This is a genomic window from Stutzerimonas kunmingensis, from assembly GCF_014764705.1.
Taxonomy (GTDB): Bacteria; Pseudomonadota; Gammaproteobacteria; order Pseudomonadales; family Pseudomonadaceae; genus Stutzerimonas.
The window spans coordinates 25380-40955 of sequence record NZ_JACXXG010000007.1 but is presented as its reverse complement, the minus strand read 5'-3'; the positions used below and the strand labels follow the sequence as shown (position 1 = coordinate 40955).

Annotated in this window: 9 protein-coding genes; 7 read left to right on the top strand and 2 right to left on the bottom strand. The window is 63.8% G+C overall.

All coding sequences use genetic code 11. The features are described from left to right. Window positions 1-128: 128 nt before the first annotated feature. The 3 genes from IEG05_RS08190 (at window position 129) to IEG05_RS08180 (ending at window position 3612) form a co-directional block, all read left to right on the top strand. Complete coding sequence (locus tag IEG05_RS08190; RefSeq protein ID WP_191121891.1) at window positions 129-1472, top strand: alanine/glycine:cation symporter family protein; 1344 nt, start codon at window positions 129-131, stop codon at window positions 1470-1472. A 139-nt stretch (window positions 1473-1611) separates the two neighbouring features. Next, complete coding sequence (gene tpx, locus IEG05_RS08185) at window positions 1612-2112, top strand: thiol peroxidase (protein WP_045667133.1); 501 nt, start codon at window positions 1612-1614, stop codon at window positions 2110-2112. A 312-nt stretch (window positions 2113-2424) separates the two neighbouring features. Beyond that, window positions 2425-3612, top strand: coding sequence for an NAD(P)-dependent oxidoreductase (locus IEG05_RS08180; RefSeq protein ID WP_042928202.1), 1188 nt, complete (start codon window positions 2425-2427; stop codon window positions 3610-3612). Between the two features lie 103 nt (window positions 3613-3715). On the opposite strand, the gene IEG05_RS08175 is transcribed toward IEG05_RS08180, so the two are convergent. Further along, window positions 3716-5182 carry a lipid II flippase MurJ gene (locus tag IEG05_RS08175; RefSeq protein ID WP_191121890.1) on the bottom strand — a complete coding sequence of 489 codons (1467 nt, stop codon included), beginning with the start codon at window positions 5180-5182 and terminating at the stop codon, window positions 3716-3718. A 281-nt stretch (window positions 5183-5463) separates the two neighbouring features. On the opposite strand from IEG05_RS08175, the gene IEG05_RS08170 reads away from it, so the two are divergent. Genes IEG05_RS08170 through IEG05_RS08155 form a run of 4 tightly spaced genes read left to right on the top strand, consistent with a single transcriptional unit; the run spans window position 5464 to window position 14405 of the window. Next, a complete protein-coding gene (locus IEG05_RS08170) occupies window positions 5464-6705 on the top strand; it encodes an MdtA/MuxA family multidrug efflux RND transporter periplasmic adaptor subunit (RefSeq protein WP_191121889.1) in 1242 nt (413 codons plus the stop codon). Continuing rightward, on the top strand, window positions 6702-9782 hold the full coding sequence (locus IEG05_RS08165) for an MdtB/MuxB family multidrug efflux RND transporter permease subunit (RefSeq protein WP_191121888.1): 3081 nt from the start codon (window positions 6702-6704) through the stop codon (window positions 9780-9782). Before IEG05_RS08170 ends, IEG05_RS08165 begins: the two co-directional genes overlap by 4 nt. A gap of 28 nt (window positions 9783-9810) precedes the next feature. Next, window positions 9811-12915, top strand: a complete 3105-nt coding sequence (locus IEG05_RS08160; RefSeq protein WP_191121887.1) for an efflux RND transporter permease subunit — start codon at window positions 9811-9813, stop codon at window positions 12913-12915. Then, window positions 12912-14405 carry an efflux transporter outer membrane subunit gene (locus IEG05_RS08155; protein WP_191121886.1) on the top strand — a complete coding sequence of 498 codons (1494 nt, stop codon included), beginning with the start codon at window positions 12912-12914 and terminating at the stop codon, window positions 14403-14405. The genes IEG05_RS08160 and IEG05_RS08155 overlap by 4 nt, the downstream gene beginning before the upstream one ends. An 84-nt stretch (window positions 14406-14489) precedes the next feature. Here IEG05_RS08155 and IEG05_RS08150 read toward each other — a convergent pair whose 3' ends face one another. Continuing rightward, window positions 14490-15482, bottom strand: a complete 993-nt coding sequence (locus IEG05_RS08150; RefSeq protein ID WP_023445352.1) for a TRAP transporter substrate-binding protein — start codon at window positions 15480-15482, stop codon at window positions 14490-14492. Between the last annotated feature and the right edge of the window lie 94 nt (window positions 15483-15576).

The window sequence follows — 15576 nt, the reverse complement described above, 5'->3', positions numbered from 1 at the left end:
AGGCGTATCGGAATCGCCGTTACCTAGTCGCTGAAAAACCACCGCCACAAGCGTCATGTTTTTCAACGGCTCCACGGTAGCGCGACCCTAACGCGAGGGAACTCGCCTATAAGAAATAAGGTGCTCGAATGGAATTTCTGAATAACCTCGTCAATAGCGTCAACGGCCTCGTCTGGGGCCCACCCATGCTGGTGCTGATCCTTGGTACCGGTCTGTTCCTGATGATCTTCCTCAAGTTCATGCCGCTGACCCGCATCCCGACCGGCTTTGCGCTGATGTGGCGCGGACGCACCAAGGGTGACGAAGCAACTGGCGAAATCAGCCCTTTCCAGGCGCTGATGACCTCGCTGGCGGCGACCGTGGGTACCGGCAACATCGCAGGCGTGGCCACGGCCATCTTCCTCGGCGGGCCGGGTGCGCTGTTCTGGATGTGGTGCACCGCGCTGGTGGGTATGGCCACCAAGTACTGCGAAGTCGTACTGGCGGTCCACTACCGTGAGAAGGACGACCGCGGCGAGCACGTTGGCGGCCCCATGTATGCCATCAAGAACGGGCTGGGCAAGAAGTGGGTCTGGCTTGGCACTGCGTTCGCCATCTTCGGCGGGCTGGCCGGCTTCGGCATTGGCAACATGGTGCAGGTCAACAGCATGGCCCACGCGCTGGAAACCACCTTCTCGGTACCGCTGTGGGCGACCGGCCTGATCACAATGGTGATCGTCGGCCTGGTGATTCTCGGCGGTATTCGCCGCATCGGTGTGGTCGCCGCGTCGCTCGTACCGTTCATGTGCCTGGCGTACCTGATCGCCGCTGCCGTGGTGCTGGTAGTCAATGCCTCGGCCATTCCGGCGGCATTCGACCTGATCTTCACCCACGCCTTCACGCCGATCGCCGCAACCGGTGGCTTCGCCGGCGCTGCGGTCATGGCGGCGATTCGCTTCGGTGTTGCCCGCGGCATCTTCTCCAACGAGGCGGGCCTTGGTACCGCTGGTATCGCTCAGGCGGCCGGAACCACCACCAGCTCGGTGCGCTCGGGCATGATCGGCATGCTGGGTACATTCATCGACACCATCATCGTCTGCTCGATGACCGGCCTGGCGATCATCTGCACCGGGGTCTGGACCAGCGGCGAAAGCGGTGCGGCGCTGTCCGCGGCAGCCTTCGAGTCGGCCATGCCGGGTATCGGTGGCATCATCCTGACTCTCGCGCTGGTGGTCTTCGCCTTTACCACAATCCTTGGCTGGAGCTATTTCGGCGAGAAGTGCTGGGAGTTCCTGGTCGGCACGCGAGCCATCTGGCCGTTCCGCGTGATCTGGGTTCTGGCAGTGCCGTTCGGCGCCATTGCCCAGCTCGACTTCGCCTGGTTGTTGGCCGATACCCTCAACGGCCTGATGGCGATCCCCAACCTGGTTTCGCTGTTGCTGCTGAGTCCGGTAGTGGTCAAGCTGACCAAGGAATATTTCGCACGTAGCTGATGTCCGATAGCGACCGGTGCGGGCAGCCAGCGCTGCATCGGTCGTGCAACAGGAACAAGCCCGTGTCGACCACCCAGGTCGTGGAGCTGCGCGTTCCACGACCTTTTTTATTGCCTATTCATATCGAGGAGCGAAGCAAATGACTGAAATCACCCTGAAAGGCACACCGATCCAAGTGGCCGGTGACTTCCCCCAGGCCGGCCAGCAGGCCAAGGCGTTCCGCCTGGTGGGCGCTGACCTTTCCGATGTCGAGCTGTCGAGCCTTGCCGGCAAGCGCAAGATTCTCAACATCTTCCCGAGCATCGATACACCGACCTGCGCCACCTCGGTGCGCAAGTTCAATGCTCAGGCCAATGCCCTGGAAAACACCGTGGTGCTGTGCATCTCCGCCGACCTGCCGTTCGCGCAGAAGCGCTTCTGCGGCGCCGAGGGGCTGGAGAATGTCATCAACCTGTCCACCATGCGCGGTGCCGAGTTCCTCGAGGATTACGGCGTAGCGATTGCCAGCGGCCCGCTGGCCGGGGTCGCAGCTCGCGCGGTAGTCGTGCTCGACGAACAGAATCGCGTCCTGCACAGCGAGCTGGTCAACGAGATCGGCAGTGAACCGAACTACGAGGCAGCCATCGCCTCGCTTGGCTGATCTGCCTTGCTGGGACGAAACGGCGAGTGGCTTTCAATAGCACTCGCCGTTTCGTTTTCTGGCGACAGAAATCCATCGGTTGGTGCGAAACCGCCCGTCGTCGTCAATTAGCGTGAACCCTCCGAGACAACTACTTTCAGGCATGCCGCCCGGCTTCAGCGTCGCGGGTGTGGAGAAGTCTGCAAAAGTGACAAATAGGCAGCTTTTCAAAAATCTTTTCGCTCAGCTGCTGTCATAGCGCTGATGCCCATTGAATGGATTCAGTTTATGCCTACCTCAGAGATCAAGAAAATCGGTGTTTCCGGAACCGGAATGATCGCCCGCGGCTTCGTGCGGTTAATCAAGAAACACTATCCGGACATGGAAATCTCGCGCGTCCTGACACGCCGACCGCTCTCAACGATGGCTGACTTCCCGTTGGCAGACGTCCTCACCAACTCGCTGGACGAGCTGATCGATCATTCCGATCTGATTGTCGAGTGCAGCGGTGACGTGTTCCATGGGACTTCAGTCATCGAGCGCGCTTTCGAAGCGGGCTTGCAGGTGGTGACGGTCAACGCCGAACTGCAGGTGACCACGGGCTCCTTCCTGGCTGGCAGGGGTTTCCTCACCGAAGCCGAAGGCGACCAGCCAGGTTCGCTTGCGGCCCTGCATGAAGACGCGCTGCAGATGGGCTTTCAGCCGCTGGTGTACGGCAACATGAAGGGCTATCTGAACCATGATCCGTCGCCGGAAGACATGGCCTACTGGGCCAATCGACAGGGGATCAGCGTCGATCAGACCACGTCCTTCACCGACGGCACCAAGGTGCAGATCGAGCAGGTGATCATCGGTAACGGCCTGGGCGCCACCATTACCCGTCAGGGCATGGAGGGGCTGGCCTCGACCAACCTGGACGACAGCGCCAGCCTGCTCGGCATGATGGCCGAGCGAGCAGGGCAGCCAATCGTCGACTACGTCATTCCTTCCGGCTACCCGGCCGGCGGCGTGTTCCTGGTGGGCAGGCACGACGAGGATCAGGCGCAGGCAATCGAGTACTTCAAGCTGGGCCGCGGGCCGTTCTACACGCTGGTGCGTCCGTTCCACCTCTGCTCGCTGGAAGTGGGCAAGACCGTGCGCCGCGTGCTGAATGGCGGTGGTGTGCTGCTCAACAACTCGACCGAACCGACCCTCGGCGTTGCGGCCATCGCCAAGCGTGCCATGAAGCCGGGTGAGTTGATCGAGCGCGGCATCGGCGGTTTCCAGTTCCGTGGCGAGGCGATCAAGCTGGCCGAGCACCCGGATCACGTGCCGATCGGTCTGCTGCGCAAGACTGCGCTCAAACGCGCCGTCGAGCCTGGCCAGATCATCACCTTTGACGACATCGACATTTTGCCGAGTCGCGCGCTGGATATCGTGCTGGAGCAGCGCAAGCCGCGCATGACCCAGGTCGAGAGCAAAGGGTCAGACTGGACCGCACCAGGCATCAGCACCATGGGAATGCTCGCCTTCGGTGGTTGAACGACGCTCAAACAAAAAGGCCGCTGTCTGATGTCAGCGGCCTTTTTGTTTCTGTTGTCGGTGATGATCGAAAGAGCGGCGATGCAGGACCGCCGCGTTGCCGTCAGGCCTTGCGCATGGACCAGTAGCGTGGCTTGAACAGGTCGCGCTCGCCGAGCAAGGTCACGCCGGCGGCGAAACCGATCAGCACCAGGCCGATATAGACGCAGAGTTCGATAAAGCCTTGTGGCTGAGGCACGAAGTGCAGCGCGGCGGCCAACACCGCAGCTGTCGCGGCCCAGCGCGCGAGCACAGCCACACCGGCGCCCTTGGGCGAGGCGCGATAGACGAACAACCCCATGAACAGCGCCTGCAGCGTGACACCGCTGGAGAAGGCCAGTGCCAGGCCTGCGGCGCCATAGTGCTTGTAAAGCGCGGCATCCAGGGCGATGGTCATGGCCGAGCTGATCAGGGTGATCACCAGAAACAGGCGAACCTGGTGCTGGGCGAGCAGGGCGCGGCCCCAGAGCAGGGCGAGCCCCATCGACGGCAGACCAAGCGCGTAGATGACCATCAGCGAGGCGGTTGCCTGGGTTTGCGTGGCGCCGAACTCGCCGCGCTCGAGCAGTACCGCGACCACCGCTTCCGGGAAGGAGCAAAGCACGACGGTGGCCGGCACCAGGAACAGCAACGTCGCCAGCAGCCCCTTGCGAATCACCGCGGCATGAGCGCTGTGATCCTGCTCGTTCCAGCTGGAGGAGAACTGCGGAAAGAGCACGGAAAGCACCGACATCGCGTACAGCGTCAGCGGGATGGTGACGATGCGGAAGGCGAACGACAGCATGGTGATGCTGCCTTCCTCGAGGAACGAGGCGAACATCCGCTCGGCCAGGATGCACGCCTGCTGGGCACCGGCGGCCAGCAGTACCGGGGCGAATGCCAGGCCGAACTGACTGCCGTGGCCTTTTTCCAGCGGTTGCGCTTCTCCTCGCAGGTAACGAATGCGGCGGTGCTGCACGACGATCAGGGCCAGCTGCGGCAACAGCATGCCGAGGAAGATCACCATGCCGCTGGGTTCGAACAGCAGAATCCCGATGATTGCTCCGGCATTGAGCAGCAGGGTTCGTGTCATCGGCATGACGAACACGTTGTCCATGTTGAGCAACGCGCCCTGGCAGTACAGCGCGGCCTGTACGCCGATCAGTAGTGCACCGATGCAGAAGACCAGTTGTCCGTTGGCGACCTGTTCCGGTGTCCAGCCCGGCGCCAGGGCGTTCAGCACCCAGTAGCTGGTCAGCAGTATCAGCAGGCAGGCCGCGCCACCGAGCAGCATGATGCGCCAGTACAGCCAGCGCGCGACCGCCTCGAACAGCGATTGCGACTGGCTGCGCAGCTTCTGCAGGTACGGGATCATGGCGTCGCGCAAGGCGAGACCGAGGAAGTTCTCGAAGAACAGCGGCAGGATCAGGGCGACGAAGATGAGGTCCGCTTCCCAGCTGAGGCCGAAAGAGCGGGCGATGAACAGATCGCGAAGAAACCCGAGAAGAAAACTGGCGACGGTCAACGCCAGAATGACCAGCGATACATTCATTCCTTGATCCTTGCTGGCCATCGATGATGGCCCGTTAGCGACACGACAATGTCCGATTCGACGTGCTGGCAGACCATACGGCCTGCTTACAGCTCTTCCCCTCGCAGCCCGGTGCCCGAGAAGAACGCTAAATAGACTTAAGACCCGGCACATGGTTCCGACGCGCACAGGTCGGTCTGGGGCTCTTCATACATGCCGATACGTAAAAATGCCGTAAAGGCACTTTGCGAGCGGTTCGCGACTGCTTATGGTTCACGCTCCTTTTCAAGCGAACCCCGTTCATGACCGTGGCTCATCCTTCTTCCGCGCGTTCCAGCCTTCGTTGGCTGCTCATCATCCTCGCCGTAGCTGCCATCGGGCTGCTGGTCTGGTGGCTGTGGCCTGCACCTCAGGAAACCCCTCAGCGGCCGGGCGGGCGTCCGGGCTTCGGCGCGTTTGGCGGGCCTGTGCCCGTGCGCGTGGCCAAGGTGGAACAGGGTGAATTCGAGGTCTTCAACAAGGCGCTCGGCAGCGTGACGCCGTTGAATACCGTCAATCTGCGCAGCCGGGTCGGTGGCGAGCTGGTCGAGCTGCGTTTCGAAGAGGGGCAGCGTGTCAAGAAGGGCGATCTGCTGGCGGTGATCGACCCACGTCCATACAAGGTCGCGCTGCAGCAGGCGGAGGGCACCCTGCAGCAGAACCGCGCGCAGCTGAAGAACGCGCAAGTGGATTTCGAGCGTTACCGCGGTCTCTACGCCGATGACAGCATCGCCAAGCAGACCCTGGATACCCAGGAAGCGCTGGTCAGCCAGTACCAGGGCACGCTGGCCGCCAATCAGGCGTCGGTCAACGAGGCGCGCCTGAATCTCGAGTTCACCCAGATTCGCTCGCCCATCGATGGTCGGGTCGGCCTGCGCCAGCTCGATGTGGGCAATCTGGTCGCTGCCAACGACACCACGCCGCTGGTGGTGATCACCCAGACTCAGCCGATGTCCATCAGCTTCACCCTGCCCGAAGGCGAGTTGCTGCCGGTGCTGACGCGCTATCGCCAGGGCGATGAGCTTGCAGTGCAGATCTGGGATCGCGGTGAAAAGATCCAGTTTGGCGAGGGCGTGCTGGAGAGCATCGATAACCAGATTGATGCGACTACCGGCACGCTGCGCCTGAAGGCGCGTTTCGACAATGAAGCAGAGCTGCTGATCCCCAACCAGTTCGTCAACGTGCGCCTGCGGGTGGAGACCCTGCGTGACGCCGTGTTGATTCCGTCTGCGGCGCTGCAGTTCGGCTCGCGCGGCACCTTCGCCTATGTCGTCGGCGACGACAACAAGGTTGAGCTACGGACGTTGCAGGCCGGGCCTACCAACGGCGCGACCACGGTGGTGCTCGAGGGCTTGAAGGTGGGCGAGCGGGTGGTGATGGAAGGCACCGACCGCCTGCGCGATGGCGCTGAAGTGGAGGTCGTCAGCAGCCAGCGCATGGCCGAGCAGGCTGCGGAAAATCCGGTGCTCGGGGGCGGTGAGGCTGCGGAGCGCGAAGAGCGATGAACATCTCGCGGTTGTTCATCCTGCGACCGGTTGCGACCACGCTGAGCATGATCGCAATCCTGCTGGCAGGACTGATCGCCTACAAGCTGTTGCCAGTGGCGGCATTGCCACAGGTGGACTACCCGACGATCCGTGTGATGACGCTGTATCCCGGGGCCAGCCCCGAAGTCATGACCAGCGCCGTTACCGCACCGCTGGAGCGCCAGTTCGGGCAGATGCCGGGGCTCGAGCAGCTGTCATCCACCAGCTCCGGCGGCGCTTCGGTGATTACCCTGCGTTTCTCGCTGGACGTGGCGCTGGATGTGGCCGAGCAGGAAGTGCAGGCCGCGATCAACGCGGCGAACAACCTGCTGCCCAACGATCTTCCAGCGCCGCCGGTGTACAACAAGGTCAACCCGGCCGACACGCCGGTGCTGACCCTGGCCGTGACGTCCGAATCGCTGCCGCTGCCCAAACTGCATGATCTGGTCGACACGCGTATGGCGCAGAAACTGGCGCAGATCAACGGCGTCGGCATGGTCAGTATCGCCGGTGGCCAGCGCCCGGCGGTGCGTATCCGCACCAACCCGGAAGCACTTGCCGCGTACGGCCTTTCGCTGGCCGACGTGCGCTCGCTGATCACCAGCTCCAACGTCAACCAGCCCAAAGGCAACTTCGACGGCCCGACCCGGGTGTCGATGCTCGATGCCAACGACCAGCTGAAGACGCCGGAGGAATATGCCGAGCTGATCCTCACCTACGAGGATGGCGCCGCGCTGCGGCTTAAGGATGTCGCCGACATCATCGACGGCGCCGAGAACGAGCGCCTCGCGGCCTGGGCCAACGACAGCCAGGCGGTGCTGCTCAACGTCCAGCGCCAGCCCGGTGCCAATGTCATCGACGTGGTCGAACGCATCCAGGCGCTGCTGCCGGAAGTGACGGCCAGCATGCCGGCCGGCCTGGATGTGGTGGTGCTCACCGACCGTACCCAGACCATCCGCGCCGCCGTAACCGATGTGCAGCATGAGTTGATGCTCGCCACCTTCCTGGTGGTGATGGTCACCTTCGTCTTTCTCAAGAAGCTCTCGGCCACGGTGATCCCGTCAATTGCCGTGCCGCTGTCACTGGTCGGCACCTTCGCGGTGATGTACGTCTGCGGTTTCTCCCTGAACAACCTGACCTTGATGGCGCTGACGATTGCCACCGGCTTCGTGGTGGACGATGCAATCGTCATGCTGGAGAACATCGCGCGGCATCTGGAGGAGGGCGAGACACCGCTCAACGCCGCGCTGAAGGGCGCGAAACAGATCGGTTTCACCCTGATCTCACTGACTTTCTCGTTGATCGCCGTGCTGATTCCGCTGCTGTTCATGCAGGACGTGGTCGGCCGGCTGTTCCGCGAGTTCGCTATCACCCTGGCGGTGGCGATTCTGATCTCGCTGGTGGTTTCGCTGACGCTGACGCCGATGATGTGCGCCAAGCTGCTCAAGCCGCAGACGGCCGCCGAGGCCAAGCCTGACTGGGTCGAGCGCCTGATCGGCGGTTACTCGCGCTGGCTGACCTGGGTATTGCGCCACCAGACGCTGACCCTTCTGGTCGCGGTTGCGACGCTTGGCCTTACCGTCGTGCTCTATCTCGCCGTGCCCAAGGGCTTCTTCCCGGTGCAGGACACCGGCGTGATCCAGGGCATCAGCGAGGCGCCGCAGTCGATCTCCTTCCGCGCCATGAGCGAGCGCCAGCAGGCACTGTCGCGGGTGATTCTTGCCGATCCGGCGGTGGACAGCCTGTCGTCCTACATCGGCGTGGATGGCGACAACGTCACGCTCAACAGCGGCCGCCTGCTGATCAATCTCAAGCCCCACGGCGAGCGAGACCTGACTGCCAGCCAGATCATCGACCGGCTGCGACCGGAGCTGGCCAAGGTGCCAGGTATCGAGCTGTACCTGCAGCCGGTGCAGGATCTGTCCATCGAGGACCGGATCAGCCGCACGCAATTCCAGTTCAGCCTCGAGACGCCGGACGGCGAGCTGCTGCAGGAGTGGACGCCGCGGCTGGTCGAGGCGCTGCGCGAGCGGCCGGAGCTGACCGATGTGGCCAGCGACCTGCAAAGCAGCGGCCTGCAGATCTATCTGGACATCGACCGCGACGCCGCGGCGCGCCTGGGCATCCAGGTCGCGGATATCACCGATGCGCTGTACGACGCCTTCGGCCAACGGCAGATTTCCACCATCTTCACCCAGGCCAGTCAGTACCGCGTGGTGCTGGAGGCAGAGGCGGGCAACCGCCTCGGCCCGCAGGCGCTGGAGCAACTGTTCGTGCAGAGCGAAGGTGGCACGCCGGTGCGATTGTCGAGCCTGGCGACGCTGGAACAACGCAACGCGCCCTTGCTGATCAACCATATCGGCCAGTTCCCGGCGGTGACCCTGTCGTTCAACCTGGCTAGCGGCGTGTCGCTCGGCAAGGCGGTGGAAGTGATCGAAGCGGTGGAGCAGGAGATCGGCCTGCCGGCCGGTATCCAGACGCGCTTCCAGGGTGCGGCCGAGGCGTTCCGCGCCTCGCTGTCGAGCACGCTGCTGCTGATCCTCGCCGCGGTGGTGACGATGTACATCGTGCTCGGCGTGCTCTACGAGAGCTATATCCACCCGATTACCATCCTCTCCACGCTGCCCTCGGCGGCGGTCGGCGCCTTGCTAGCCTTGTTGCTGACCGGTAACGACCTCGGGCTGATCGCGATCATCGGCATCATCCTCCTGATCGGCATCGTCAAGAAGAACGCGATCATGATGATCGACTTCGCCCTGGAGGCCGAACGGCAGCAGGGCATGAGTCCGCAGGATGCGATCTATCGCGCGGCGCTGCTGCGTTTCCGGCCGATCCTGATGACCACGCTGGCGGCGCTGTTCGGTGCGATTCCACTGATGCTGGCATCCGGCTCCGGTGCCGAGCTACGCCAGCCGCTCGGCCTGGTGCTGGTCGGCGGTCTGCTGCTCAGCCAGCTGCTGACGCTGTTCACCACACCGGTGATCTACCTGTTCTTCGACCGCCTCGGCCAGCGCTTCGGGCGTCGCCGCGAGCCGCTGGTGGAGGCTGAAGCGTGAGCGGGCCTGCGATCGTGCGGGGGCGGGCATGAACCTTTCCGCGCCTTTTATCGCCCGTCCCGTGGCGACCATGTTGCTCAGTCTGGCGATCCTGTTGCTGGGTGGCGTCAGCTTCGGCCTGCTGCCGGTATCGCCGCTGCCGAACATGGATTTCCCGGTAATCACCGTGCAGGCCAGCCTACCCGGCGCCAGCCCGGAGATCATGGCCTCCAGCGTCGCGACCCCACTGGAGCGCTCGCTGGGCAGCATCGCCGGCGTCAGCCAGATGACCAGTCGCAGCAGCCAGGGCTCGACGCGGATCATCATCCAGTTCGACCTGGACCGCGAAATCAATGGCGCCGCCCGCGACGTGCAGGCGGCCATCAACGCCGCGCGCAACCTGCTGCCAAGCGGCATGCGCAGCATGCCCACCTACCGCAAGATCAATCCGTCCCAGGCACCGATCATGGTGCTCTCGCTGACCTCGGACGTGCTGGACAAGGCCGAGCTGTACGACATCGGCTCGACCATCCTGGCGCAGAAGCTGTCGCAGGTGTCCGGCGTCGGCGAAATCCAGGTCGGCGGCAGCTCCCTGCCCGCCGTGCGCATCGAGCTGCAGCCGCAGCAGCTGGAGCAGTACGGCGTGTCGCTGGACGAAGTGCGCCAGACCATCGCCAACGGCAACGTGCGCCGACCCAAGGGCATGGTCGAGGACGCGGACCGCCACTGGCAGGTTCGCGCCAACGATCAGCTGCACGAGGCGGCTGACTACACACCGCTGATCATCCGCTACCAAGACGGTGCAGCGCTGCGCCTGGGCGATGTCGCAAAGGTGCGCGATTCGGTGGAGGACCGCTACAACAGCGGCTTCTTCAACAACGAGCAGGCCGTGCTGCTGATCGTCAATCGCCAGGCCGGCGCCAACATCATCGAAACCATCGAGGGCATCCGCCGCGAACTGCCGGCGCTGCAGGCGATCATGCCCGGCAGCGTCGATCTGAACATCGCCATGGACCGCTCGCCGGTGATCCGCGCCACGCTGCACGAGGCCGAACGCACGCTGCTGATCGCGGTGGCGCTGGTCATCGTGCTGGTGTTCCTGTTCCTCGGCAGCCTGCGTACTGCATTGATCCCGGCGCTGGCAGTGCCGGTGTCGCTGGTCGGTACCTTTGCCGTGATGTACCTGTTCGGCTTCTCGCTGAACATCCTCTCGCTGATGGCGCTGATCCTGGCCGCCGGCCTGGTGGTGGATGACGCCATCGTGGTGCTGGAGAACATCGCCCGGCATATCGACGACGGCATGCCGCCGTTGAAGGCCGCCTACGTCGGCACCCGCGAAGTCGGTTTCACGTTGCTGTCGATGAACCTCTCACTGGTGGTGGTATTCGTCTCCATCCTCTACATGGGCGGCATCGTCGAGCGGCTGTTCCGCGAGTTTTCCATCACCCTGGCGGCGGCGATCCTGGTCTCCCTGCTGGTTTCGCTGACGCTGACACCGATGCTCTGCGCGCGCTGGCTCAAACCGCATCAGCCCGCGCAGGAAGGGCGCCTGCAGCGCTGGAGCCACCAGGCCCACCAGTGGCTGCTGCGTCACTACGACCGGTCGCTGAGCTGGGTACTGCGGCACCGTCGCATCACGCTGCTGAGCCTGCTGGCGACCATCGCGCTGAACGTGGTGCTCTACGTGCAGGTGCCCAAGACCTTCCTGCCACAGCAGGACACCGGCCAGCTGACCGGCTTTATCCGCGGTGATGACGGTCTCTCCTTCCAGGTCATGCAGCCTAAGATGGAAGTCTTCCGCAAGGCGGTGCTGGCGGATCCGGCGGTGGAGAGCGTGGCGGGCTTCATCGGCGGGCAGGGCGGCATCAACAACGCCTTCATGATCGTGCGCCTCAAACCGCTGAGCGAGCGGAAGATCTCGGCGCAGAAGGTCATCGAGCGCATCCGCAAGAACCAGCCCAAGGTGCCTGGCGGGCGCATGTTCCTCATGGCCGATCAGGACCTGCAGTTCGGCGGTGGCCGGCAGAGCAGCTCGGCCTATTCCTACACGCTGCTGGCAAGCGACCTGAACGACCTGCGCACCTGGGTGCCGCGGGTCACCCAGGCACTGTCGGCGCTGCCGGAACTGACCAGCATCGACGCCAATGACGGCGAGGGCGCGCAGCAGATCAGCCTGAAGATCGATCGCGATGCGGCCAAGCGTCTGGGCATCGACATGAGTACGGTGACCACGCTACTCAACAACGCCTTCAGCCAGCGGCAGATTTCCACCATCTACGAATCGCTCAACCAGTACCAGGTCGTGATGGAGATCGACCCCAGCTACGCGCAGTACCCCGAGGTGCTGGAGCAGATCCACATCATCACCGAGGATGGCCGACGCGTGCCGCTCGCCGCGTTCGCCCGCTACGAACGCAGCCTAGAGGAGGATCGGGTCAGCCACGACGGGCAGTTCGCTGCGGAGAACATCGATTTCGACCTCGCGCCTGACGTCAGCCTCGATCAGGCGACCCTGGCCATCGAGCGCGCGGTAGCCGCCATCGGCATGCCGAGTGAGGTGCAAGGACGCCTTGGCGGCACCGGCAGCGCCTTCGAGAGCACTCAGCAAGGCCAGCCACTGATGATTCTCGGCGCCTTGCTGCTGGTCTACATCGTGCTGGGCATCCTCTACGAAAGCTACATCCATCCGCTGACCATTCTCTCGACACTGCCATCGGCCGGGGTCGGCGCGCTGCTGGCGATCATCCTTACCGGCGACCAGTTCAGCCTGATCTCGCTGCTCGGGCTGTTCCTGCTGATCGGCGTGGTGAAGAAGAACGCGATCCTGATGATCGACCTGGCCCTGCAGTTCGAGCGCAACGACAGGCTGTCGCCCGCCGATTCGATCCATCGCGCCTGCCTGCTGCGTTTCCGGCCGATCCTGATGACCACCATGGCTGCCATTCTCGGCGCGCTGCCGCTGCTGCTCGGCGGCGCGGAGGGCGCCGAGATGCGCCAGCCGTTGGGTCTGACCATCATCGGCGGTCTGCTGCTGAGCCAGATCCTGACCCTCTACACCACGCCGGTGGTCTATCTGTACCTCGACCGCCTGCGTCATCGTTTCAACAGCTGGCGCGGTGTTCGCACCGATGCCGCCCTGGAAAACCCGCTATGAATCCGTCGTCGCTGAACCCCTCATCGCTGAAGCATGCCCTGCGGCCCCTCGCAGCTGCCGTGCTGGCCCTGTCGTTGGGCGCCTGTACCCTGGGGCCGGACTATCAACGTCCGGAGCTGCCCGTGGCTACCGAATTCAAACAGGCCGAAGGCTGGAAAGCCGCGGCGCCGGCCGATGTGCTGGAGCGTGGCGAGTGGTGGCGACTTTATGGCGATGCCGAGTTGGATGCCCTGGTCGCCCGGCTGAATGTCGACAATCAGAACCTGGCCGCGGCCGAGGCGCAGTTCCGTCAGGCCCGGGCACTGGTACGTGGTGCACGCTCGCAGCTGTTCCCGATCCTTTCCGGCAGCGCCGGCGTGACCCGTTCGGCGCAGGGCAGTGGTAGCTCGGACACCAGCGGCGGCTCGTTCGGCAGTGGCGTCAGCGAAAGCTACGAAGCGGGCCTGAGTGCGTCCTGGGAGGCGGATATCTGGGGCCGACTGCGGCGCAATCTGGAAGCGAACCGCGCCAGCATGCAGGCCAGCGCCGCAGACCTGGCCGCAGTGCGACTGAGCCTGCAAGCCGAGCTGGTGCAGACTTACCTGCAACTGCGGGTGATCGACGAACATCAACGCCTGCTCGATCAGACCGTCGCGGCCTACGTGCGCTCGCTGCGTCTGACCGAGAACCAGTATCGGGCCGGTATCGTGCCGAAATCCGACGTCGCCCAGGCGCAGACGCAACTCAGGAGCACCCAGGCCCAAGCCATCGATCTGCGCTGGCAGCGGGCACAGATGGAGCACGCGATCGCCGTGCTCATCGGCGTTGCACCCTCGGAACTGGACATCGCGGTGCGCGAGGATATCCCGGCGCTGCCAGGCGTGCCGCTGGCTGTGCCGTCGCAGCTGCTGGAGCGCCGCCCCGATATCGCCGCCGCCGAGCGCCAGGTCATGGCGGCCAATGCCAACATCGGCGTTGCCGAAGCGGCCTGGTACCCGGACCTGACGCTCTCCGCCAGCGGTGGCTACCGCAACAGCAGCTTCAGCGACCTGTTCAGCGTGCCCAACCGCTTCTGGTCGCTCGGCCCGCAACTGGCGCTGACGCTGCTCGACTTCGGCAGCCGCCGCGCCGAACTGGAGCGTGCCGAAGCCAGTTACGACCAGACCGTGGCCACTTACCGGCAGACCGTGCTCGACAGCTTCCGCGAGGTGGAGGATTACCTGGTGCAGTTACGGGTGCTGGAAGAGGAGGCGGTGGTGCAGCGCGAGGCGCTGGAGGCGGCCCAGGAGTCCCTGCGTCTGATCGAGAACCAGTACCGGGCAGGCACTGTCGATTTCCTCAGCGTTGCCACGGTGCAGACCACCGCGCTGAACAACGAGCGCACCAACCTGACCCTGCTGGGCGATCGGCTGACCGCCAGTGTGCTGCTGATCGCCGCGCTCGGCGGTGGCTGGGATAGCCAGCAGCTGGATCAGCCACCGGCGGTTGCGACTTCGCCGGACGCGCCCTGATTCCGGCCGCGAAGCCAGCACCCCAAAAAAAGCCCCGCCGGATCGGCGGGGCTTTTGCGTCTTATGCGGCGTCGCTTTCGGCGGTCAATTGCGCTGCTTGCGATTGACGGTCTGGGCTGCCTTGATGATGTCCGCGCCGATCACCGGCTCGAACTGCTGCCAAACCGGACGCATCGCTTCGCGCCAGCGCTCGCGCTCTTCTGGGGTCAGGCTGACGATCTCGGTCGTTCCCGCCTGACGAATGCGTTCACGATCGGCCTGATTCAGCTCTTCGGCCTCGCGGTTCACCATGTAGCTCACCTCGTCGAGGATGGCTTCCAGCTCGAAACGGATCTTGTGCGGCATGCCCATCCAGAAACGGGTGTTGCTGACCACCATGTAATCGAGAACACCGTGGTCGCTCTCGATGATGTAGGGCTGCACGGTATGTATCTTCTTGCTGTAGATGTTCGACCAGGGATTCTCTGCGCCCTGTACGGTGCCGGTACGCAGGGCGTCGTAGACATCGGCGAAGGCGATCTTCTGGGTCGATGCGCCGACAGCACCGAACTGCGCCTCGAGCACGGCCGACGGTTGAATACGGAAGCTCAGCCCCGAGGCATCGCTCGGCAGGCGTAGCATGCGGGTCGCCGAGAGCTGCTTCATGCCGTTGTGCCAGTAGGCCAGGCCGGTGATGTTCTGGTCTTCCATCGAGCGCAGCAGCTGCTTGCCCTTGGTGCGCTTCTGGAAGCGATTTACCGCGTCGATATCGTCGAACAGGAAGGGCAGGTCGAATACCTGCAGCTGTTTGGTGTATTGCTCGAACTTCGCCAGTGACGGTGCCAGCAGCTGCACTTCGTTGTTGCGCAATGCCTCCAGCTCCGTGGCATCACCGAACAGCGTCGAATTCGGGTAGACCTCGACGCTTACCTGGCCGGGCAGCCGCTCTTCGGCCAGGCGTTTGAACATCAGCGCACCCTTGCCCTTGGGCGTGTCTTCGGCCACTACGTGAGAAAACTTGATGACGATGGGCTCCGCCTGGGCGAATGCGCTGGTGACCGCCAGCACAAGCCCGGCAAGGGTAATGATCGGCTTCATGAAAGACTCTTTATTCTGGTTGGTTGGCAGTGCATCCAGGCGGACCGACCGCGAGGACGCTTCTAGGCTTTCAGCCGCTCCTTATGCCAAAGAT